Annotated in this window: 24 protein-coding genes; 12 read left to right on the top strand and 12 right to left on the bottom strand. The window is 44.0% G+C overall.

The window, feature by feature from the left end:
* Positions 1–589 (top strand): hypothetical protein (locus tag VNQ80_RS08385; protein WP_325637409.1); only part of this gene is annotated, 589 nt, incomplete at its 5' end.
* A gap of 15 nt (positions 590–604) precedes the next feature.
* Here VNQ80_RS08385 and VNQ80_RS08380 read toward each other — a convergent pair.
* From VNQ80_RS08380 to VNQ80_RS08365, 4 genes are all read right to left on the bottom strand, one after another.
* Entirely contained in the window at positions 605–796 is a 192-nt protein-coding gene (locus VNQ80_RS08380) for a hypothetical protein (RefSeq protein WP_325637407.1), read from the bottom strand.
* Between the two features lie 52 nt (positions 797–848).
* Positions 849–1154, bottom strand: coding sequence for a hypothetical protein (locus VNQ80_RS08375; RefSeq protein WP_325637404.1), 306 nt, complete (start codon positions 1152–1154; stop codon positions 849–851).
* 34 nt (positions 1155–1188) lie between these two features.
* On the bottom strand, positions 1189–3168 hold the full coding sequence (locus VNQ80_RS08370; protein ID WP_325637402.1) for a tetratricopeptide repeat protein: 1980 nt from the start codon (positions 3166–3168) through the stop codon (positions 1189–1191).
* A 200-nt stretch (positions 3169–3368) separates the two neighbouring features.
* Positions 3369–3926: a hypothetical protein gene (locus tag VNQ80_RS08365; protein ID WP_325637400.1), complete on the bottom strand. Its 558-nt coding sequence runs from the start codon at positions 3924–3926 to the stop codon at positions 3369–3371.
* 1132 nt (positions 3927–5058) lie between these two features.
* On the opposite strand from VNQ80_RS08365, the gene VNQ80_RS08360 reads away from it, so the two are divergent.
* From VNQ80_RS08360 to VNQ80_RS08330, 7 genes are all read left to right on the top strand, one after another.
* On the top strand, positions 5059–5265 hold the full coding sequence (locus VNQ80_RS08360) for a hypothetical protein (RefSeq protein ID WP_325637399.1): 207 nt from the start codon (positions 5059–5061) through the stop codon (positions 5263–5265).
* A gap of 226 nt (positions 5266–5491) precedes the next feature.
* Positions 5492–6487 (top strand): ATP-binding protein, encoded by a 996-nt coding sequence (locus VNQ80_RS08355; RefSeq protein ID WP_325637397.1) that lies wholly within the window; start codon positions 5492–5494, stop codon positions 6485–6487.
* A gap of 55 nt (positions 6488–6542) precedes the next feature.
* Positions 6543–6746 (top strand): hypothetical protein, encoded by a 204-nt coding sequence (locus VNQ80_RS08350; RefSeq protein ID WP_325637395.1) that lies wholly within the window; start codon positions 6543–6545, stop codon positions 6744–6746.
* A 6-nt stretch (positions 6747–6752) separates the two neighbouring features.
* On the top strand, positions 6753–7715 hold the full coding sequence (locus VNQ80_RS08345; RefSeq protein WP_325637393.1) for a CAP domain-containing protein: 963 nt from the start codon (positions 6753–6755) through the stop codon (positions 7713–7715).
* A 228-nt stretch (positions 7716–7943) separates the two neighbouring features.
* Positions 7944–8774: an ABC-three component system protein gene (locus VNQ80_RS08340; RefSeq protein WP_325637391.1), complete on the top strand. Its 831-nt coding sequence runs from the start codon at positions 7944–7946 to the stop codon at positions 8772–8774.
* On the top strand, positions 8771–9004 hold the full coding sequence (locus tag VNQ80_RS08335) for an ABC-three component system middle component 6 (protein WP_325637389.1): 234 nt from the start codon (positions 8771–8773) through the stop codon (positions 9002–9004). The genes VNQ80_RS08340 and VNQ80_RS08335 overlap by 4 nt, the downstream gene beginning before the upstream one ends.
* Positions 8995–10695: a DUF2326 domain-containing protein gene (locus VNQ80_RS08330; protein ID WP_325637387.1), complete on the top strand. Its 1701-nt coding sequence runs from the start codon at positions 8995–8997 to the stop codon at positions 10693–10695. Before VNQ80_RS08335 ends, VNQ80_RS08330 begins: the two co-directional genes overlap by 10 nt.
* Before the next feature lie 15 nt (positions 10696–10710).
* Here VNQ80_RS08330 and VNQ80_RS08325 read toward each other — a convergent pair whose 3' ends face one another.
* A complete protein-coding gene (locus VNQ80_RS08325; protein WP_325637385.1) occupies positions 10711–11919 on the bottom strand; it encodes a PIN domain-containing protein in 1209 nt (402 codons plus the stop codon).
* 93 nt (positions 11920–12012) lie between these two features.
* Positions 12013–12495, bottom strand: a complete 483-nt coding sequence (locus tag VNQ80_RS08320) for a hypothetical protein (RefSeq protein WP_325637383.1) — start codon at positions 12493–12495, stop codon at positions 12013–12015.
* Positions 12496–13228: 733 nt separating this feature from the next.
* Between VNQ80_RS08320 and VNQ80_RS08315 the strand changes: the two genes are divergently transcribed.
* Genes VNQ80_RS08315 through VNQ80_RS08305 form a run of 3 tightly spaced genes read left to right on the top strand, consistent with a single transcriptional unit; the run spans position 13229 to position 19164 of the window.
* Positions 13229–16513 (top strand): SusC/RagA family TonB-linked outer membrane protein, encoded by a 3285-nt coding sequence (locus VNQ80_RS08315; RefSeq protein ID WP_325637381.1) that lies wholly within the window; start codon positions 13229–13231, stop codon positions 16511–16513.
* 22 nt (positions 16514–16535) lie between these two features.
* Positions 16536–17909 (top strand): RagB/SusD family nutrient uptake outer membrane protein, encoded by a 1374-nt coding sequence (locus VNQ80_RS08310; protein WP_325637379.1) that lies wholly within the window; start codon positions 16536–16538, stop codon positions 17907–17909.
* 10 nt (positions 17910–17919) lie between these two features.
* Entirely contained in the window at positions 17920–19164 is a 1245-nt protein-coding gene (locus tag VNQ80_RS08305) for a TlpA family protein disulfide reductase (protein WP_325637377.1), read from the top strand.
* A gap of 61 nt (positions 19165–19225) precedes the next feature.
* Here VNQ80_RS08305 and VNQ80_RS08300 read toward each other — a convergent pair whose 3' ends face one another.
* The 6 genes from VNQ80_RS08300 to VNQ80_RS08275 all read right to left on the bottom strand — a co-directional run bounded on the left by VNQ80_RS08300 (position 19226) and on the right by VNQ80_RS08275 (position 22943).
* On the bottom strand, positions 19226–19468 hold the full coding sequence (locus tag VNQ80_RS08300; protein WP_325637375.1) for a hypothetical protein: 243 nt from the start codon (positions 19466–19468) through the stop codon (positions 19226–19228).
* Positions 19469–19649: 181 nt separating this feature from the next.
* Positions 19650–20279, bottom strand: a complete 630-nt coding sequence (locus VNQ80_RS08295; protein WP_325637373.1) for a hypothetical protein — start codon at positions 20277–20279, stop codon at positions 19650–19652.
* An 11-nt stretch (positions 20280–20290) separates the two neighbouring features.
* Positions 20291–20953: a response regulator transcription factor gene (locus tag VNQ80_RS08290; protein WP_325637371.1), complete on the bottom strand. Its 663-nt coding sequence runs from the start codon at positions 20951–20953 to the stop codon at positions 20291–20293.
* An 18-nt stretch (positions 20954–20971) separates the two neighbouring features.
* On the bottom strand, positions 20972–21781 hold the full coding sequence (locus VNQ80_RS08285; protein ID WP_325637369.1) for a sensor histidine kinase: 810 nt from the start codon (positions 21779–21781) through the stop codon (positions 20972–20974).
* Entirely contained in the window at positions 21739–22392 is a 654-nt protein-coding gene (locus tag VNQ80_RS08280; RefSeq protein ID WP_325637367.1) for a hypothetical protein, read from the bottom strand. The genes VNQ80_RS08285 and VNQ80_RS08280 overlap by 43 nt, the downstream gene beginning before the upstream one ends.
* Positions 22383–22943, bottom strand: a complete 561-nt coding sequence (locus tag VNQ80_RS08275) for a hypothetical protein (protein ID WP_325637365.1) — start codon at positions 22941–22943, stop codon at positions 22383–22385. The genes VNQ80_RS08280 and VNQ80_RS08275 overlap by 10 nt, the downstream gene beginning before the upstream one ends.
* A 186-nt stretch (positions 22944–23129) precedes the next feature.
* On the opposite strand from VNQ80_RS08275, the gene VNQ80_RS08270 reads away from it, so the two are divergent.
* Positions 23130–23429, top strand: a complete 300-nt coding sequence (locus tag VNQ80_RS08270; protein ID WP_325637363.1) for a helix-turn-helix domain-containing protein — start codon at positions 23130–23132, stop codon at positions 23427–23429.
* The last annotated feature ends 32 nt before the right edge of the window (positions 23430–23461 follow it).

The following is a 23461-nucleotide window of genomic DNA, read 5'->3' as shown; positions in this document are numbered from 1 at the left end:
AACCCGCAACAACCCCAAAATGGCTGTCCAGATGGCTGACTACTGGGTGCTGCTGCATCAGATACATGGATTGCCCATCAAGCAGTATGTGCTGTATGTAGGGCACGAGCCGCTGTCTATGCCCAATAAGCTGGAGCAACCTGATTTCAATTTCCGATATACACTGCTATCATTTTCCGATTTACCTTACGATATGTTTATCGACTCGGAACAACCGGAAATCAAGATGCTGGCCTTATTGGGGAATTTAAAGGAAGCCGACCCATTTAACCTAACGGAAGATATTGTAAAGACTATTGATGCATTGCCCGAGCCGGTGAGCAGCAAGGAGAGTCGGCTGATGCAGTTGCGGATATTAATACAATTACGTAAATTTACACCACAATTGGAGGTAGCTATGTTGAAAGCAGCGACATTTTTTAAAGAAGAAAAGGACCCGTTCTACAAAAGGGGGCAGGCAAAAGAACGAGCGAAAGCGGAAGCTGAAAAGCGAAAAATAGCGTTAGAATTTAAAAATCTTGGCGTTTCAATTGCAGATATTGCCAAAGGCACTGGTCTTTCTGTGGAGGAAATAGAAAAACTGAAATGACGGTTTAGGTCATTGTCAATAACAATATTTAGCCATCCCTAGGGGATGGCTTTTTTTGTCAGCTTCAAAACCTTTTTTCTCCGTTGCGGTAAAGTAGGGACGACAGGCTATAGATATATGCTTGATTTTTCTTTCGACATCCATTTTGGATAGAAACAATAAAGTAACCTGCTGCTGATAAGTATATCCACTGAAAGCGTTTCTCATGATTCAGTATTGAAAAAAGTTATTTTCATAGGGGGTCCGTGAACGAGCATCATCATTCAATCTCTTCTACCAAATAAGCTATTATCGATATTCCTGCACCATCAGCCATAAAATTGATTGTCTTCTTGCCGGATTGTTGATTATTAATACGCATAATTTCGATATACCGTTTTCGCTTCTTGAAAGGTATTGATTTATGTTCTTCCAAGATTTCTTCAGCAGTGAGAATATATTTGGCTATTAACGTTTGTATAAAGTCTTTCAGTCGCTTTTCAGAAAGGTGCTTAGAACTTACTTTCGTCTGATAAAGCATGTTCAAATGTTCGCTACATTCGATTTTCCAATATTGTTTCAGCATACACGTTTTATTTACAATTGAAGTTTTCCCCTTTTTATGTAAATGGATGATCATTCTTCATGCAAAATATGTTCATCCCTAAATGCATCACTCTGTCTTTAAATAGTTCAAAATTGGAAGTTTTGGGCCCCCAATATATTTCCCTCAAATATGATTTATCATCACTATGAAAAGGGAGATAGTCAATATACATCCTATTATTGTCACTCGTTAATTTTACATGTTGGTTTTTGATTAGGGGCTCAACTTGTATTATTCTGCATTCTTGTTCTTCTTTGAAGTCATAGTGCTTAACTAAATAACGAAGATGGATTAACAGCATTGGAATTATTTTAAAGATTTCCTTTCGTTGGTCATCATTATCTTTAATCTTATCATACAAGATTGAAATTTTATCATTCAAATTGATTAACGAATCTTCGACTTTTCTCGTTAATTCATTGATAAATTTCAGGTAATTGTCAACCTTTTCATCTAAAGCTGATCTTTCTACTCCTATGTTCTCCCGATAAAATACGCAAGCCTCTTTGTGTCCCAAAGAAATTACCCGCCTAGATAATGGGTCAATGTATATACAGCGGAATAAAGGTTGTTTGGTCGTCTCTTTTGTTGCAAGGTTGTCTGTAAGAGGAGTGGTTAATCCTTTATTTAAATCCGCATTATCGGCGAAATACTCAAATGAAAGAATCAGACTGACCCCACTTCCTTCTATGTTATTATTTTTCCCATAAAGTCTAAACTGATTCAAGCTGTCAGGGTTAAAGGTAAAGCTTCCGACAAATGCCTGATAAATATTAGGGGAATAAGCGCCTGTAAAACCTAAAAAATTCAATAGCGGGTATCCTTCTTTTGGATCATTAGCTGTAGTGACCGAATTCAGTCTAAATTGAGAATTTTGAAAAATTAACGCATTAGCCGTATCTTGTGTTGTATAGTGTGCAAAACTAAATTCCTCCGGACGTGAGGCACCCAATAAAGCAACAGTTTCTAATGACATCTTATAGATATTCAAATAGTCCTCTCGGGAAACTAAACTGTCATTTACTGTCTGGGTGAAGAAATTGTCCATGTTAATCATTCCGATAAGTATTTGGTCTCTTTCTTCTTTTGATAATTCTATTGCTCCAGTACTCAATGAAATCATAACGTCGACGGTAGATAAGTCTGCACGATACAAAAAATATCCAACATCCTGAAAGGTGCCGAACGATTCATCCCCGGACTTGATGAGAGATATTAATATATCTGCTTTATTCCCCCAAAATCTTAAAACCTTTGGATTGATGGAGACAGCCTTTTCAATATAATTCCAGGCTGTTAAATAATCAGATTGACTATGGTATAGTATTGCTGAATTATTAAGAGCATAGGCATTGGAAGGATTTAGTGAAATTGAATCATCTAATGCTTTTCTTGCTTCAAGTATATTTTTGTTTAAAAAATAGGCGTAGCCTAAATTGCTGTGATATACACTATTTGAACTATTCATTCCAATCAAAGTCCTGAAAATCTCAATTGCTGATGGAAGGTCCTCATGGTGTATATATAATAGGCCTTTGGTGTTGAGAGCACTTTCATTTTTATTATTTAAACTCAAAGCTCTCTCAACGTACAGTTCTGCTTTATGATGGTCTTCAATAGTGTAGAAGAAATATGCAAGTTGAGAATAGGCAAGTTCGTTCCCCTCAAGTTGTTCCGCTTTATTAAAGTACTTTTTAGCATGTTCATTGTCATCAATTTGAAGATAATAAGTCCCCAAGCATCCCCAACTTTCAGATTTACTATCGTCAATTTTCAAAGACTCATCAAAACAAAGTTTGGCTTCAGGAACTCTATTGAGTTTCATTAAGCAACAGCCTTTGGAATTTAGGGCTTTCCAGTTCCTTTGATTTATAGACAAGACTTTTTCAAAACACTCAAGAGCATCTTCAAATTTACCCACTTTAAAGAAGCTTTCCCCTTCTTGTATAAACAAGTTTGATTTATCATTTTTTTTCTCTGTGACTTTCGTCATAATATGGTTTTTTATTGGCTATAAGCATGATGTTTCAGTTGATAGATCTCTCAGAGTGGCACAAAACGAACCGTAATAGCAATTTTATTAAAAAACTGTGGTCAATCATATGTGTTGATTAGATGTCGATTCGATAGAAGATAGCGTCTAACGTGTCTGGTTGTAGTACCCAAGTGTTTACTCATAAGAAAGAGGCACTATTATTTCAGGCGCCCCAGTATAAATTGTCTAACTGATTCGTCCTCATTGCCAAGCGCTCTAACCCAAGTATTTGTAATTTTATTGTATTTGTAAATATCTAAAACTGGAAATATTGTGTCACCCTTTTCATTTGTATAGTTACCCTTTACGCATATGTAAATGTGAGAAAAATCATAGGTAAATGGGGTTAGGCTATATAATATGCTTTTCCCTGTCTCATAGGTGAGTGTTATCCCGTCGGGAAAATCATGGTCAAAATCTGAAATCAGAGAGAAGCCTTCTTCCTCTTTAAGAATCACCGCACTTTTCAATTTGACATTGTAGGCGTTTGCGTTGGTCCCCGCACAATAAGGTATAATAAAATGAGCTGTTTTATCATCTTTTTTAGTTACCGATATCCCTTTATGACACAGGTCAATTATTGGTTTTATTTTTGTTTCATTTTTTGCGTCTAATTTTTTTTGATAGTAATAGGCGCCCAGTCCACCCAGCGCTGTCATAATTATTCCGGTCGCGGTGGCTATGTGAGATAAATTTAACAGCGTTTGGTAAGTCATGTGTTGATTTGATGGAAGTATGTAGTCTTAAATAATCTGCGAGACAAGTTGCAGTAGTTTAACTCCTAAATTTTAAAGCCAAATTCCCACTCATTTCAGGCCCAGGCTGCACATTGGTTTCGTTAAAGGTAAAAAAATTGAGAGGGATATGCAAATGATGATTTAAAATAATTCTTATCCCTTCGTGATTTAATAATTATTTAAATCATGTCGGGTTCATAATTTAGGTTTATAATTGGTTAGTTAGTAAAGCCCCGATTCTCCCCGTTTCGGGGCTTTCTTTGAAACATTTGCACCCTATACCTACTATTCAATTGGCTTCACTTTATAAGCCTTCATCGCACTTTTAACTTGGCTCTCTTCTGTTGTGCCAGGATACAAAAAGTAACTCGGCGCCCAAATGCTAACATCAACTAATGTAGCGGTTCTTGATGTTTGAAGTTGCCAGCCAACATAAGACACTTTACTGAATGTATTGTTTAACTTCCGTATTAATCATTTCATCTTCATCTGTCACTTGGATTTACGAATCTATTATTTTTTATCCGTTTATCCTGTGCCACAGTTCGCGTTACAATCGTCCAACGTCCGTGATTCTGAAAACAAGTAACCGGCCTCTTCGAGTTCAATATAAGGCTGATTCCTAAAGCCGAAGTTTGGCAAGTCGCTTGCGATTTCTTCTGCCAAAAGTTTGAGCACTAAAAGTAGAGCTAAAAGCAACTTATTAGATCTGACTTTTATGTCTGTATGCCTTGAGAGAAAGAAGCTATAGATAACAATAAAAACATTGCCAACTATTTTGACAATAAAAACATTGCCAAATGAAAAATAACATCGCTGCAGGGCTTTCTCCATTCAACCCAGAGCGTGTAGTTGGCTAGATTCGCCCGGTCATGCCATTAAGCGTGTGGCGAAACGTGTTGCTAAGGGGGGCACCACATCCCAGACGAAGTTGTAAAGCGGCGATATTACCGAGGGTTGAAGAATCTCATCCAATTATATACGCCGGTATGTGGCAGATGGCTGGTATTCGACAACATGGATATCGAGCCGCTGTTGGTTGCTAAATGCATCGAATTTGGAGAAGCCGTGTTAAATGATGAAATTTGGTCAATCATTAAGCAAATAAGCCATGGCAATTAACCCTAATACAGTTATCTCGCCCGAGACCCCCTTCGCTGATAAAGTGTTGTATGGCCTGCGTAGAGCGTTGCGGAAATTGGTAGAGGAATCTGCTGCCAATGGAGAGAGCCTCGTCATCAAGCGTGATGGTGAAATCAAAGAGGTAGCCGCTAAAGATTTGCTTAAAGCCTTACCCAAAGAAGGCATTCATGAATAGGTGACGTTGTCTCCGTTTCTCATATTTTTTTAAAATGGCCCTCGTCGGTAAGAAGTCTTAACAAATTAATTGCAACAAAACGGTGTCCCTATCCTCCCCGTTTCGGGGTTTTCTAGTGGCTGTCGTTATATCCAATCCAAAAAGCTATTTTTGCCGAAAATTTTGAAGGTACACTTTTTGTTTTTACCTTGCGTAGGTAAGCAGGCCCGACTAAGCGCTTCATCCCATGAATCAAGATCTCATGCTTCGGTTATTCCGCTCCATTGAAGGAGAACCCACAGACGATATCGTCAAAGTGGCCGATGCAATCATTGATTCAGAGCGTAAAAAAGGCCATAGCAAATTGGCTGATAGACTAAACGGTATTTTGCGCCGTAACGTACAGTCTACGCAATCCCTTAAGGGTGAGCTTACCAACATCTTCGGCAGCACAATTGCCATCCCAACCGATAAACGGAAAAACATCCCACTTGCCGTCGAAGTTCCCCGCGAGCAATTACGGCACGAAATGGTACTGCCCACAGAAGTGGAGGGGAAAATCAGCCGTATCGAGAAAGAGTACGTAGCCCGCGAGCGTTTGGCACATTTCGGGCTGAAACCCAAACGGCGGATCCTCTTGCATGGTGCACCCGGCTGCGGTAAGAGTATGAGTGCTGAGCGAATCGCTTGGAATACCGGACTTCCGTTTCTAAAGGTCCGATTCGAGGCGGTGATATCATCTTATCTGGGCGAGTCGGCCAATAACCTCAAGAGTTTATTCGATGCCATCCGGAATTATCCTTGTGTACTACTACTGGACGAATTCGATTTTATCGGGAAATCTCGCGAGACCAAGCAAGATGTAGGTGAGATGCATCGGGTAGTCAATATCCTGCTCAATGTATTAGAAGACTACGAAGGGCCGGGTATCGTTATCGCCACCACCAACTTAGAAGGAACCCTTGATAAAGCCCTGTTTAGGCGGTTCGACGACATTGTCGAATTACCTAAACCTGGCAATGAAGAAATCGGTCGCATCCTACAACATACCTTGGGAAGCATCAATGTTTCAAAAGAGGTGCAATGGAGTGAGTTGGCTAGCGTGCTGTCCGGTTATTCTGCGGCTTTGGTAGTTAAAATTGCATTGGATGCAGCCAAGCTGGCTATTTTGTCTGGGAAAGACAAAATTGAAAAACCGCATTTTAAACAATCCATCCACGACAACAAGCATTATAAGATGTAACATGTATACAAATTCATTTAAACGAACTAACCTATAATACCAAACCTAAGAACTTATGCCAGAATTTCCACATCTTCCGTTACGAGAAGCGTTAATAGGGGATTTTAAGTTTAGGGCCGGATTCAGGACCAAAGCGTCCCACGAGACCACGCAATGTAACCTCGAGAATAAAGCGGCACATGGTGCCCACCTCTCCGCTAAAGTTGATGAGATCGCTTTGTTTCCGCAAGACTTTAAATTGCAGCAGCATATTGAGTAAACCACTATGGCCAAAGGAACCGATTTAGAAAACGAGATAAAAATTGCGCAGCTCGATAAGCTGCTTGCGGAAAAAGAAAAGATTTTTGCAGAAAAAAGAATAATAGATCTAGAGTACCAAGAGAACCTTAAGAAAAGCAACAAATATCAGCAATGGAAACAGATTATAGTTACGGCACTTATCTGGGTAGCTGGCACCGGCTTCTATATCACTTATGGGATACTTCCGGCAGTAAATTACAACAATGAAATGCTGAAACTGAACAATGCAAAAACCAGTCGATTACTTTTTGAAAAGCAACGTCAGATTGAAGAGGATTCGACAAAGATTGAGTTACAAATTAGACATAATGATTCTGTAACTCTTTTATTAAATAGACAGGTTGCGCTATTTGATACGTTAAACAATACGAGGGGCCAGCTTTATTCCGCCTTAGAACGGCATGTGGCTTTTTTTGGAGCAAACAAAAATGGGTTAGGGGATGATATTGAGGCTGGGCTGTATGAGAGCGTCAATAAAATAAGCTCTCTCGTCGACACAATAAAATCCCTCGAGAATAAAATCCCTTTAGAGTTCAAGGTTGATGATCTTTGGTTTGACCAAGTGGCCAATGAGATCATAGAATTAGTGAATAATTTTCGGACTTCGGAAGGTAAAAGTTCGCTCAAGTTCGACCCTTCATTGCAACAGAGTGCATATACGCACGCTCAAGAGATGGCATTGGGGAAGGTTCAATTTGGCCACGGTAACATTTCTGGACGACTCACCGAAACAAAACTTAACGATAAATTGGTTTATTATGGGGAAAATGTAGCTATGGGTAACCTAACTCCCAAACAGGTTGTCAGTCGTTGGATTAAATCACGGAGCCAAAGAGAAAATATGCTAAGGGATTATAATATTGTAGGCGTGGGAATCAGTGGCAGTGATAGCGAATATTTCTTCGTGCTTTTATTGGGAAAGGTTTAAGGTTGCGAACTGTCGGACGGCTCCCTCCGAAAATATAAATCATACCGAAAAATATTGAATGTTGCTGCTTTTAAACTATTATTGTAACTTGTCGGCTTTATCGGTGCAACTGCCGAGGGCGGTTGCTTGCGCACCCGTAAGACCAATTATGAAACAGCTACCTTCGGATTTGAGGGGATTGAAATGTGACAGAGAGGGCCATTAGTTCCGAAAATTTTTAATGCATACATGGCAGATAAAAAGTCAAGAAACTATTCTGGGCCCACTATAAAGAGGTTATATGCATTATCGGGAAATAGCTGTGCTTTTCCGGGTTGCGATGTTGCGTTTTTGAATCAAGAGGATGATACCAACTTTTCCAATATTTGTCATATTGAAGACGCCAACCGCAGCATACATAAGTCGGATCGGTATAACCCTAGTATGACCAGTGCGCAAAGAGCGCATTACAATAATCTGATCTTGCTTTGTGCCAATCATCATATCGAAACAAATGACCCCGATAAATATACAGTAGCCGTCTTGAAGGAAATGAAGAGACAGCATGAAACGAAGGTATTACAGATGATGGCTGGCAAGAACTTAATCTCAAAGAATCATTCCGTGTTGAGTAGTGTGGTTGGGAGTCTAGGAGCAAGACTCTATGATGATATGAGTGCAGAGGACCCTTTTTCTGCGCCCAATCCAGCGGAGAAAATACTGTATAACAACGTGGTGCGATACCAACCTATCATAGAAGAATATAGGGTCTACCAAGGCAGACTAAACAAAATCTATGAAGAGATAGAAAATCAAGGCTCTACCCGAAAGGAATTGGTGTTGCGAAATATAAAAATCGCATATTTGCAAGAGCGGATAAAATATAAAGACATTGAAGAAATTCGCGCGAATGCGGACGATATTATCGAAGGCGTGCGAGAGAAGATGTGGAACATCATGGAAAACAGTGGCAATACCAATGAACATTTGCCCATCGAAGCTGTACAAATCAGCCTTTATGTCGTTTTGGTAGACGCTTTTATGCGCTGTAGTATTTTAGAAGAACCGCCCAAGGTATGATTGTCAATAAAAATACCAACCCCGAAAGAGATTTGTACTACCTGGGGGGCAAGGTAATTGAGCTATTAGACAATTCGGAGAAAACCGAATTTGATTATCTCGAACTGTATAATAGTATGCACACGGCACACGGTATTTCCATCAATTTGTTTACTTTGGTATTAGATTGGCTGTTTATATTGGGCGTTCTCAAAAATGGTAAAAAGGGAGCGGTAGAAAAATGTTTTTAAGAAGGTTGCTTATAGAAAATAGAAGCGGGATCATCCGTAATATTTCCTTTCGAAAAGGAATCAACCTCATCGTGGACGAAACTCCGGATACCAATTCCCAACAGACCACCGGCAATAATGTAGGGAAGACCACTGTATTGCGATTGATCGACTATTGTTTGGGTTCCAGAGGAGATAATATTTACAAGGATACCGAGTTTTCCGGTCAGCCCAATACCAATGTAGAAAACTTCTTGACGGATACCGAAGTTTTGATCACCATCGAATTAATCGAAGATTGGAATATTGAAGGTGCCGAGACCATTATCATACAACGCAACTTTTTAAAATCAAGTCATAAGATTCAGCGTATCAATGGAGAAGATTTTACGGATGATAAGAAGTTTGATGCCGAGCTAAAGCGACTTGTCTTTAAGACGGAAGTAGATAAACCTACTTTTAGGCAAATTATATCCAAAAACGTCCGCATTGATAAGGACCGGATGAATAATATCGTGCGCGCTTTAGGAGGCTTCGTCCGGAACGAAGTATATGAGGCTTTGTATTTGTTTTGGCTAGGCGTTCCTACGGATAGGGCAGAAGAGAAACGCCGGCTCAGTGATGAGAAACTCAGGGAAACCACCTTTCGGAGAAGACTGAAAAAGGAGGGTGAGCTTCCATTGATCGAGCAGAAGTTGGCATTTCACAACGACAAGATCGCAGAGCTGGAGGTGAGTAAGCAAAATTTTAATCTCAACGAAAATTACCACGAGGATATCGCTCAGCTCAATCAGGTCAAATATGCACTCAATCGAGCTTCTACCAATATCGGCCAGTTGGAAGTAAGAAAAGACCTTATTCTGGAAAGCAAGAATGACCTGGAACAGGAGCATACCGATATCAATACCAGTCAGATTAAGAGTCTGTATAAAAAGGCCAATGCGCTGATCCCTGATATTCAGGTCACTTTTGAAGAGACTTTGAAGTTTCACAACGATCTGATTTCAGAGAAACTGGACTATATCACCAGAGAGTTGCCAGCGTTGGATGAAAAGTTGGCTGGCTCGACAGCCGAACTGAATAGATTGCGTAATCAGGAATACCAATTGACGGAGAAGATTCGGAAATCTGGAGTAGCCGAAGACTTGGAAAAGATCGTCACGGAACTGAATAAACAGTATGAGCGCAAAGGGGCTCTCGAAGAGCAAAAACGTCTTTGGCAGATATCTAATCAAAAGCTACATCAGATAGAAAGTGACTTAAAGTTCGTCAATGCGGATATCACGTCTAATGACGAATTGATAAAAAGTAGGATTACGCTATTCAATAAGTATTTTACCAAGATGTCTGAAATACTTTACGATGAGCATTATATCCTCACTTACGCACAAAAAGCCACCACCTACGACCTCAGCGTTACCAATATCGAGGGCAATCCAAGTACCGGCAAGAAGAAAGGGCAAATCGCCGCTTTCGATTTTGCCTATATACAGTTTGCCGATGATCTGGATATTAGTTGTCTACACTTTGTCTTGCACGACCAGTTGGAAAATATCCATGACAACCAATTGACCACTTTGGTTCAGGTAGCGAATAGTATCAACGGTCAGTATATCGTACCTATTCTGCGTGACAAGATTCCGGCTCATATCGACATTAGCCAATATGAGGTGCTCTCATTGTCTCAAGCGGATAAGTTGTTCAGGGTATAGTGATACCTGTAAATTTTAATTGCTAAATTCATACTCTATTTCATAAACCCCTTTTTGTAATGGTACATTTAATTGCATAGACTTAATTCCCAAATGGAAGTCATGTTTAGTTCCTGTTCTTACGAATACATTGATTTCGATTCCGTCAGAAGGATTAGTTACTATTTCATAAGAACTCTTCAGTGGAGGATTGATAAACGGAGTTTCAAACTTTCCTACTACGTGTCCCTTATAAGACTCTTCTGCAACCAATATTTTTAACAATCCCGTTTTAAGTTCGGTAGTGTCGGTAAGAATATGATGTTCCAAAATAGAAGCATGGTTTTTATGAACTGAATATCTTTCTTCATCAACATACTCCTTGACTTCATCAACCGTTGATGTTTTAGCTTGCCGAATTTCTAGGAAAGTTTGAAAATCTATTATGGAGATCGATTTTCCTCCAGTTACACGTCTAAATTCGTCCAACAATTCGATTCGTGGTGAGATAGCTGTGTCCTGCTCCCTATAGAACCAATCATTATGGCTTTCGTTCGTGACAAAAATTATATCAGACTTATGATCTCTCCCAATCTCCAGCGTGGTTTGCCAGACAATTAAATCACCTATGCCGTTGTCCAATTTCTTTCGATCTTGCTTTTTAAAACCAGGTGGGATCTCATGGTCAAATCGATGTTCTAGTCGTTTCTCAATTTCACTCTGATCCTCCTTCAATTCAATTATTAATTCTTTCGTAAAAATCTCCTGGTACATTTGAGTCACTGGATCTAGCCACTTCCATTCTTTCAGCTTTTTAGATAGCGATTCTAACTTTTCTCTGTAAGTTTGCTTTAAGGCATTAATTCGTGACTCGGCTTCCTTTAATGCCAAGTAGTCTTCATCGGCTTCAAATATGGGAAACTTTTCAAAGCGAATCTCAGACCTATTTAATCGTTGCTGCGACTCTACAATCTTGTTGTATGCTTCGGCCAGTTTTTTACCGCGATTCTTCGCAAATTCACGTGCTACTCGTGCGGGAATAAGAAGTCTTCCCGTCGTTTTAAGCTCCGTGAATATTTTTCGGAAATCGTCTACCGACTCTTTGCTTGTAAAATATGGAGTTAATAACACCATAGTATCAAAGACAAAAATTGCATTACCATTCAATTCAGACAGAGATTTATATCTAAACTGAAATACAGCGTCAGCGTCAGGAAATACTTTTTCTAGATAGAATTTGTCCATAATGACGTACTTTAAATAGTCCAGGGTTATATAGTTTCATGTTACGGAACTGTAGAGAGTGCAGGACTTTAACACAATTGCCTGCCTTTAGATTTATAATCCCGTCACCGGCCTTGGTCCATCGCCGTAAAAGTAGTCAAAAAGCTGGCTAGGGTTTAGGCCGAAGGCTTTCGCTAGGCCGTAGACTTCGAAGGCATATAAATCTGGAAGTAATTTGTTTTTTACCCTACTAAATCTTGCGCCATCAATAAGCGATGCGTCCGAAACTTCCGAATCGGTTCGAGTATAAGGCACAAGAAATTTTGCCAACTTGCTTTCGTCCCCATCCAAATCCTTTAATGGTGTTGGCTCCAAGTCGGAAAAAAGCACACTGCATGCATCGGCTATATCTACCTCCAGTTTTTTTAAGATGGTATAAAATACATTTCCAAAGAGTTCTCCCCCTTGAGATGCTATGATATCTTGAATTTCATCTCTAATTGGCTCTCGTTTATGTTTGTTTTTGTATCGCCCTTTTAGGATTTCGTCGACATACCGCCTAAACACTGTAACAATATTTGATTTATAATCAGGCATTTGAATTAAAATATGAATTAATTTTTTCTTTATAAGTTGTAAATAGCTATATTTGAATCACAATCAGTTTTAATCTGATTTGAGTCCCGTCACCGAAAGCGACTACTTTGACGACGCGGGACCGAAGGGGGGAACCCATGCCCACCTATTTTTTGTATCTTTGCAAGAAATAAGGGGTGGGCCCCTTTCGGAAACTGTGTCAAGGTTGTTTAGTCGCGCCTCGGTGGCAGTGGAAGAAAGGGGCCTGCCCATAATATATAGCAGAACCTATTCCATTGGACTCGTTTACGTAATCATATGAACTATGACAACGAGCATCACCAGACCACCAATGTACGTAACCCGCAATTCATTTGCTGAAAGCATTGCAATGTGCGATGCCCAACCGGTACATGCCCAATCCTTACAACCTATTTCAAAAAACGTGAAGCGCCGCCCTGTATAAAGCATCCGAAAATATCGCAACCCATAGGAAGTTCAGGCGGGCAATAAAAAAGCCTACCCTGAATACAGGGTACAGCCCCATCTTCTTTGGTTGCTACCTAACCCCAATGCTGACAGAAAAACCCGTTTTTAGTTCAGGTTGGAGAAGGTGTCTGTTTTCGGCAATAATTCGCAATGCTAAATGTAGGCGCTTTTTCTTATACCTGCAAATAAATAACCGGAAATCTTCGGCATTGGTGGTTGGTTTTAGAGAGTTAGTTTTTCTTAAACCGTTAAAGACCAATGATAAATGAAGCAAAAATTACGCTTAGGGAGTTACTATGCCCTAACAAAACATAAACTTAAACAATTCAAAATACGATACATCAGCCTATTGGCTGCACTAACGATCATGTGTTTGTATGCCCGCGCACAGCGCCCCGAGCCATCGGGGCCTGCGCTGTCGGGCATTGTCACCGATACCACGGGCACCGCTATCCGAGGAGCCACCATCACCATCCGGGGCACGAACACCAAAGCCATCACCGAACGCAATGGCCGTTTCAGCATCCATGCGCCAAAGGGCTCCGGCACGCTCGTCGTCAGCTACCTGGGCCACCAAACCATCAATGAACCGTTTGACGGCAGGGCCGGGGAGTTCCGTTTTGTCCTCATACCTACGGAGAACATGCTGGAAGAAGTGGAAGTCTCTACCGGCTACCAGACCATTCCTAAGGAAAGGGCCACAGGGAGTTTTGACTTCATTGACAATAAGCTGTTCAATAGGATGCCCGGAAGGGACATCGTATCGCGATTGGAAGGTATAGCCGTGGGGGTCGATTTTGTAAAACAGACCAATTCTTTCCAATATTATTCCGCACGTGCCGCTCCCATCGGTCAAATGAGCATCCGTGGGATAAGCACGCTCTACAGTGCCAAGCAGCCGCTTGTCGTCGTCGACAATTTTGCGTACGATGGTAATATCCACGACCTGAATCCCAACGATGTGGAAAGCGTTACGTTGCTGAAAGATGCCGCTGCCTCTTCCATCTGGGGCGCTAGGGCAGGAAATGGGGTAATTGTTGTGAAGACAAAAAAGGGGAAACTGGATCAGCCCCTGCGTGTATCGCTGAACAGCAATGTGGCGGCGGTGGAGAAGCCGGATCTCTTCTACCTGCCAGATCTGACCCCCTCCGAGCACATCGATGTAGAATTGGATCTTTTCGATAGGGGCCACTACGATTCCAGGATAAACAATACCAGCACTTTTCCATGGATGACCCCGGTATTGGAAATTCTGGCGAGCCAGCGGGAAGGGAAAATATCGGATGCGGAAGCAAAAGCACGTATCGATCAATTAAGAACGCACGATGTCAGAAATGATTTTCTACGATACGTATATCGTACCCAGATTAATCAACAGTACGCATTAAACATCTCCGGTGGCAGCACCAAACATTCATTCAGGGCGGCTGCCGGATACGATGCGGAGATGAGCCGTATACAAGTGGGTGGCTTGAAAAGGTTTACGGTGAAGATGGATCATATGTTTCAGCCCATAGACCGTTTGCAGGTTAGGGCGTCAGTCTTTTACGTGCAAAATAGGGTTTCTGACGTGGGCGATGCGTTTTATCCGGAATACAACCGCTATAGAGTCGAAACGGGATATCAGTATGCCAGGCTAGTAGATGACGCCGGAAATCCTGCGGTAGCCGAGTGGGGAAGACGTTCAAGCTACCTCGATACCTTAGCCGGAGGGCGACTGCTCGACTGGAAGTACCGACCGCTGGATGAGTTACAGCATAGTCGCTACTCAGGCAAAGGAAGCAACGTGGTATTCAATATTGAAACGGACTATACCCTCATTCCATCCCTGAAGGCTTCCGTACAGTACAGGTACGAACGGGGTGAACAGAACAACTTTAAATACTACGACCAGGAATCATTTTTTACGAGAAACCAAATCAATACGTTTACCCATTTGGAGGGTGGTGAATTGGTCAGGGCGATTCCACTGGGCGGTTTGATGATAGACTTCAGCAACTATACGTATGCCAACCAATTGCGTACACAGCTCGACTTTAACAAATCGTTTGCGCTCCACAGTATCTCAGCAATTGCCGGGTGGGAAGTCCGCGACCGGGTGAGTAGCGAAAATGGCGCAACCAAATACGGCTACGACGAGGAATTGCTCACTTACAAGCCCGTTGACTTCCAAAATTTCTACCGGTATTTCCACGGAGGTAGCGGCATTATTCCCGACTATGTGCAATTGCGGGGATACCAGAACAGGTATTTGTCTTATTTTTTCAACGCTGCATACTCGTTTGCCCAACATGCCACATTCTCAGTCAGCGCACGCAAAGACGCTTCGAACATCTTCGGAGCAAATAAAAACCAGGCTGGTACTCCCCTATGGTCCGTCGGCGGAAGCTGGAACATACACAAGGCAGATTTTTACAACCTCGACTGGCTTCCTCAATTGAAACTACGCACCACGTTCGGCTACAGTGGCAATATGTATAGCAGTATATCCGCATTTCCAACGATTTCGTACGCGTCTTCGGTAAACAGTGTCACGAAACAAGGCTATGCATCCATCGGAACGCCCCCTAATCCCGACCTTGGATGGGAGAAATCAGAGATATGGAACATTGGACTCGACTTTGCAACCAAGCAGCGACGCATCCACGGTTCCCTCGAATACTACCGGCGCACATCAACAGACGTGATTGCACAGGGGCCAATCGATCCTACGACGGGATTTCTCAATCTCCGGTACAACAGTGCCAACCTGTTAAGTAAAGGTATTGATTTGAGTATTGGTGCGTCACCGGTAAAAACAAGTGCTTTTGAGTGGAATACTACGGCCAATATCGCCTATAGCCGAAGCGTGGTTACCGATTACCTGTTTAAGATGAACCGTTCGAGGGACTATGTGCCAAATGCCACGTCTACAAATCCACTGGAAGGGAAAGACGTCAATGCGGTCTTTGCTTACAGGTGGGGTGGACTGGATGCCGAAACCGGCGCGCCACTCGGTATCATTGACGGCGAAAAAACGGACAATTACACGCAGATAGTTAACGCTCCCGTGGAATCAGCAGCATTTATGGGCTCTTCCCTCCCCCTTTATTTTGGAAGTTGGCGCAACGCCATCACCTATAGGAACATAAGTTTGTCCTTTAACATGCTGTTTCGCCTGAAATACTATTTTAGACGGGAAAGCCTCAACTACTATAATCTGGTTAACTACCGGGTAGGGCACCCGGATTTCCAAAACCGCTGGCAGAGACCAGGCGATGAATTGCATACGCAAGTGCCTGCATTCATTTATCCGGTAAATTCAAACCGGGATGAATTCTACAATTATTCAGAGATAAATGTGGGCAGAGCAGACCATATCCGTTTACAGGACATATCGCTGTCGTATTCGCTCACAACTAAGACGATGCTTCGTCGTATTCGCTTGTATGCAACTGCCCAGAATCTCGGAGTTATTTGGCGTGCAAACAACTGGAATCTGGAGCCGGATACGGGTAGTGGGACACCGCTTCCGTTGGTGACGACGTTCGGATTCAGTGCAGATTTCTAAAATGATCAGTTAGCTTACAAAAATGGAAAATTTCAAAACGTTAATAACGATGGTTCGGGTCGTTAAGATAGCTCTTATATTGCCTCTTTTTTTCGGTTGTGGCCCCTCATACCTCGATGTTAGGCCAGACAAGCAGATGCGGGTGCCCAATACCGTAGCAGATTGCATGGCGTTACTGAACGACTATGCAACCATGAATACCCGGTACCCCAGTATCGGTGAGGCGGCGAGCGACAATCATTACCTGCCGGATGCACGGTTCAATGCACAGGATGTGTTCGAACGGGAAAATTATTGCTGGCTGCCGCAGGCAAACCACCGGGTGGCCGAATGGTATTATCCTTATCGGGTAGTGTTTAATGCAAATATGGTGCTGGAGGTGCTGAAAGGCCGGGCATCAACTGAAACTGACTATGACCTGGCGAAAGGAACGGCGCTGTTCTTCCGTGCTTATGCATTCTTCCATCTCGCCCAGGTATTTGCCGCACCTTATACGTATGGGCAAACAGAAAACTACCCGGGAGTTCCCCTTCGGCTTGATCCGGCAGTTAGCACCCCTTCCGAAAGAAGCAGTCTGGCAGATACCTACGGGCGGGTCATAGACGACCTCACGCTGGCGGCTTCGGTATTGCCGGAAACCGTACCGGTAAAGACGTTGCCCAGCAAAGCGGCGGCTTATGCCATGTTGGCGAGGGTTTACCTCACCATTCAGGATTACGAACATGCCTTGCAGTTTGCGAACCAGGCACTCCGGCTACAAAACGATCTGCTCGATTTCAGTCTTTTAAATACATCTTCCAACGTACCCATCCCCCGGTTCAACGCCGAGGTCGTCTTCCATTCCCTATTGCAATCGAATCCGATATTTGCAACGGCTAATTGCTTGGTCGACTCGAACCTTGTGCGGGAATATGAGGAAGGCGATCTAAGGAAAAAGGTGTTTTTCAGGGAGAATGCAAATGGAACCCATACGTTCAAAGGAAGTTACGACGGGACGTTCACAAATATTGTGTTTAATGGGCTAACCACCAGCGAGCTCTATTTGATCAGTGCAGAGTGCGATGCCAGATTGGGAAACGTCGACCGTGCGATGGCGAATCTGAAAACATTAATTGCTTCGCGCTGGGATAACTCCAAACCTTTGCCCCGTTACCTTCTAGAAGATGATGGAGATATGTTGCGGATTGTCATTAACGAACGGAGGAAAGAACTTGTGCTCCGCGGTCAACGGTGGACAGACCTGCGGCGCCTCAATATGAATTCCGCTTTTGCCAGCGTGCTGAAGCGAAATGTTGAGGGCATACAATATGAATTACCACCCAATGACCTGAGGTACACATTGCTTATTCCAGACGATGTGATGAATAGAACGAACATGATGCAGAACCCACGTTAATAATAATGGCATGACGAAAATAAAAATTATCTTATTGGTTGCGTGTTATGCGCTTTGTGCCAATGTGTTTTCAGCGGAGGACTCCCTGAAAACCAAACCGCTCGGAATAGGAGGAACGTTACCAAACTTCCTTGTCGGAAAATCCATCAGTCACGATTTGACTGATACATATAGCCACGATTACAACGACAAGTTGCTCATTGTCGATTTTTGGGATACGTTTTGCGGGGCGTGCATAGCGAGCATGCCGAAACTGGACTCCCTTCAGGACCTTTTCGGAGACCAAATAAAAATCCTGTCAGTCACTTATCAAAAAGAAGATATTGTGCGTAAATTTATTCAGAAAAATCATATCGGCAGGAATTATTCGTTACCGATCATCATCGAAGACACCGCGTGGCGCTCCCTCTTTCCACATCAATTGCTTCCGCACGTTGTGTGGATTCATAAAGGGGTTGTAAAAGCAATCACAAGCTCGGGATATGTGACTAAAGCAAATATACAGTCCGTATTAGACGGATCGCCCATGGAATTGCCAATAAAAAATGATTTCGTTGAATTTGATTACAGTGCGCCTTTTGACAGCAATGCGTCTTTACTGAGAATTACCTTGGATGGCTTCAAGCCCAATGCGGAAACGAAATGGGGAATTACCAGGGATTCCGTGCAGGGCTATTCGCGGTACTATTTTGTCAATTACGAAATCCCTAAGCTTTATGATGTTCTTTGGTACCAAATCACACCAAAAGACTTTCCTTTCCTACCGAATAGGGTTTCCATAGAGACGGAAGAACAGCGATTGGAGCAGTTCCAATACGACAAAGCATATGGCTCTCGAGATCAATGGATTCAAGAGCATAATGTGTCGCTTGAAGTAGTGCTATCAGATAGCTATAGAGAAACCCAACCATGGAGACGGATAGTGCATGTATTGGATGCAGCGTTGGGCGTGAACGGGCGTTACGAGAAACGTAATACCGTATGTCTGGTGCTTAAAAAAAGCCAGAAGAAAAAAGCCAATCAAAATCAAAAACTTTTATCCGGACAAGAGGTGCGGATGAAGGATATCAAGTTCGTGTTTGACTATCAAAAAACGTATCCACCGGTAATAGATGAAACAGGTTTTGCGGGCAAGATTACAATTCCTTCGTGGGACAATGATTTGGATAAACTGCGAACATCGCTGCAATATTATGGTTTCGATATTGTCCGGGAGGAAAGGGAAGTGGAAATTCTCGTTATTAGCGATAGATAAAGTAAAACCCCGGAGCAAGCGCTTGCTTCGGGGGTATTATCTATTTAACCTCTTTTATCGGTTACGGATTTGGATCTACCCGTAGCTGAACATTCGGTTGATTTGTACGGGTGTGCAATGCTTCTATCATTGCATCCTTTAACGCATCGTCGATTACAGGTTGCGAACTGGTGTCCTCTTCGGCCTCAATCGCACAAATCTGGTCACTACCCGATGCACAGGTCGGTAAACCCGGCAGGGCGGTGTAATCACCCGGATCGGTCGGCGTTCCCGTGTTCGATAAACTGAACCATTTAGTTGCCATACCTAAATACCTCCTTTCATTTAAAATTTTTGAAGCGGAGCAGTTTCCAGGAAGCTTCCTACTATCCGCAGCATGCTCCTCCGATTCAATAAGACCAAGGTAGGGGATATGCCGTGCGTGGATTGTACCAAATGGTACCGGTTTTCTGTACCATTTGGTACACGGTGGTCGGGGAGGAAAGTTACCTCCAAGTTTTTGCTTCTTTTTTTATGTATCGACTAAGCTGGGTTCTTGATATGTTGATGTGCATCGCCTGGATGTGGTGGGGTAACCGATGCAATAAGGGGTGGTGGCGCTCACGAAACCGCTTGAACCGTTGTTCCGCGGGCATGCCCAAGAATCGGCCGAGCTGGTTGAGGGAACGCTGCTGCCGGCGTGCCGCGGCTTCTACGGCAGCATTTACCTGTCCGTGCGCGCCCATGAGTTGCTTCAGGGCAGGGTAGGGGATGGCGAGTACCCCGCCCGGTTCCAATGCTTGCAAACTGGCGAACCGTTCGTCTGCATACAGCAGGCTTTCGCCCTGGAAGATCAATTCGTGTGGCCGGTGGATAGCGATGCCTCGTTCCTCCCCCGTATCGGCATAATGGAAATAGCTGTGCGATAGGGCATGTTCGAAAAGATACGCCTGGCCGTCCCGATAAGGGCCGGTGATTTCGAAGTGCTCATACTTGATCACTTCGTAACGGTTGCCCGCTTGCGCGAAATCGGCCGTGACGGGATGGTCCGGGCCGAACGCTAAGCCCAAGCCCGGCCAAAGATACCGGCTGATAAGCTGCCGCTTCAATATAGGATCGTTGGCCAGGCGTTTCATTTGGTGGAGGGTTAACTCAGCACACCATTTGCGTAAGCTTTGGCGACAAGGTGGGTCCTATCGCGCGCTTCAAACCGCTCCCGCATCCGGCTCAGGTGGTCACGAACCGTCGTTATGGAGATTTTCAACGCCACCGCGATTTCCTCGTCGGTATGGCCCGTCGCCAGCTGTTTCAGAATCTCCAGCTGCCGCGGTGTTACCGTTTCCAGACCCGGTTCTATCCACCCGAACTTAGCACTTCGGATGAGCGATGGTGATATGTATTCGTTCAGGTATTTACCGGTATCGGCCAATTCGCAGATGGCATCGATCAATTCCTGCGAGGAACAGCTTTTATTGACGAATGCGCGGACACCTAAACGTAGGAAACTTTTTGCGGTTTCGATGTTGTTGACCGCGGTATAAACCAATACATGGATACTTGGGTGATGCTTGGCGAGCCACTCCGTAGCCGCATAGCCATCCATGTCGGGCATGATTACATCCATGATTACCACATCGGGAAGCGGATCACACGTTTTAAGTCGGTGTTGCATTTCGCTGCTGTCTGACGCTGTGAACACCACATGGATGCGCTCGGCGTGTTGCCTGAGGTAGTCAGCGGTGTATTCGGTCGTGGAAACGTGGTCATCCACGATGGCTACGTGGATGGTTGGTGATGTGTTTGTAAGCATGATTTTCTGGTTGTTTTTTTAAGGGGATTTACCGCAGGTTTTTACGGGATAGGCCAGGCTCACCCGAATAAGGGTGCCGTTACCCGGAGCGCTGTCAATGGTGAGTTCTGCCCCGATTGCCGTTACCCTTGACCGAAGGATTTCCAGACCCCTCGAAGTTGATTTTTGGGGTACTGACGGATTGAAACCCACGCCGTTGTCGCAAATAATGATTTCCAGCGCATATGGTGCGGATTCCTTGAAGCCAACGGTGATTCTTGAGGCCTTGGCGTGTTTCACGGCATTGCCAAGTGCCTCCTGGGTAATCCGGTATAACTCGAGAACGGTTTCGTCGGGCAGTTGGTCCGTAGATATATCATCCGCGCGGACATCGATTTTCAACCCACGCTTTTTCTCGAGGTGTGAAACGAACTGCTTGATGGCGTGGAGCAGGCCGGCCTCAATGACACGCTTACCATCCAGTAGCAATCCCACGTTCTGCAGTTCTTCAATGCTCTCCAATACGAGATTGCGGGCCGTAGTGAGCAGATTGCTGGGCGTGGGTTCATTACGGTTGTTGGCATGGATGTAGTCGGCTAGCAATTTGCTCGCAAATGCAAGCTGGTTCTGCACATCGTCGTGCAGCGCTTCCGAAAGGCGCTTGGTAACCCGGTCCGATTCGGCCAGCCGGCCCGCCCGTACCTGGTCGGCAGTCAGCGAGCGGACGCGGTTGTACATCACGGTGAATAATACCAGCATCACCCAGAACATCACGCACAATAATGTGCCGAGAATGATGACACCGGTCAGCGTCTGTTTTGATACCTGCACATAATTGAGTATATCCATAAACCGTACAATAAGAGGATGAAAAATGCATAGATCACTGCGTACATCGAAGTATTGCCAATGGCTAATGCTTTACTGAGTAAAAGTTCGGCGATGAGGCTGGTAGCCAAGGTACCGAAATAAAAGGAAGCCATGGCGGCCATCCAAACCGTCGGAGCATGCCGGTACAGCGGCATGGGTTGCAATGGCGACCGCGCCAGCCGGAAGATGTAACCGATAAAGGCACCGATGAAGGAAACATTCATCAGCATGATGGTGTATGTGCTATAATCGTTTAACCCACTGGCTAAAAACCGCTCGGTAGCGTAGCAGCAAATAAAGAGTAGTACCCATCCTTTCCAGAGAACGGGTGCGAGGCCATAAGGCCTGCACACCCGGTAAATAAAATAACTGATAAACGTGCCTTCAATCAGGATATAAAGGTTATAAACCCAGTTGCTGGGTTGTTGAACGATGCGGCCAAGATAGAAGCCGGCCGTTTCAGTGACGACCACCACGAACAAATACCAAGGGAACAACGCCCAATGCCGTTCCGGATCGTGCCGCAGCCGCAGCCACGCCACTACAAAGCAGGCCAGTTCAATCAGCATATTGACAATGGCTAATTGCACGCTGCTGATGTTTCAGGGTCAAACAATGACGGGTCATCCCAGCAATCCGGGCAACACACGTTGCCTCGATTGATGATGAAGCCGGCCTTTTCACTCTTGGCAACCACACCGCCCTCACTGAAGTAATCGCGGTGATAGTGCTGCCCATTCGCTACGCTATCCCGGGTGGATACCAACAACAACGTATTGTAACCCCAATACCGCTTTGGCGGTACATAAGAACCGTCCCGAACTTGCGAGTAATCGTCATCGTAAGCCGCAAAGTAAAACCGTATGCCGTCGCCGCCTTCGGCCTCGACCTGTGCAGCCAGGGATTTCATCAATTCCACGCTAAACCATATCGCACGGCTGTTGGGTAGGGAGTCCTGCCCACGGGTCACATAGCCAGCATGTGATGCATAATTGGCCACCATACGGCGAGCTTCTTCATACGGAACGGTCACCGAATCCGGAACGGCTAGATTGGATGGGTGCATGTTGTGTTTGCTTACAGCTTGCCCACAGCTAGCGAGCAAACCAATTCCGATGGCATAAAGTAACTGATTTCTCATGATAATATAAAATTGGTACGGTGTAAAATTAAATGTTACTGCCGCTGGCAAGACCCTTATAAATGATGGTTTTGTATATGCTCCAGCCGTTTAACTTTGCCTTGCACATAGATGTGCCGGACATCTATCCGTCAACAAACATATACCGAATACGGAAATCAATTAGAAACACTGAAAGGAAATCTTATGGAAAATAATGCTTATTTATCGTACCCCAATAAGGGGAAAGGCATAGCCGACGTTATTGTGCCTTTGTTGAATCTGCTTGTCGAATTACTCAAGCGTCTATTGGCCGGTTTGGGCAATCCCGCCCAACGGCATGGGCTGTTATACCCCGAAGAGGTGATGGAGATGCTGCGCATCACGGACCGCACATTGCGCCGCTACAACGATCAGGGCACGCTATGTCCGTTGCGCATCGGCGGGAAAAGCTATTACCTGATGGCTGATATCATCGAAGCGGGGCGGGGTAGCACCCCCAGTTGACAATCACCTTGCGACAATTTGAAAAAACCCGC

The sequence above is a fragment of the Parapedobacter sp. genome, from assembly GCF_035556095.1.
Lineage (GTDB): Bacteria > Bacteroidota > Bacteroidia > Sphingobacteriales > Sphingobacteriaceae > Parapedobacter.
The sequence above is the reverse complement of the archived record's forward strand: the minus strand, read 5'-3'. Positions and strand labels throughout refer to the sequence as shown.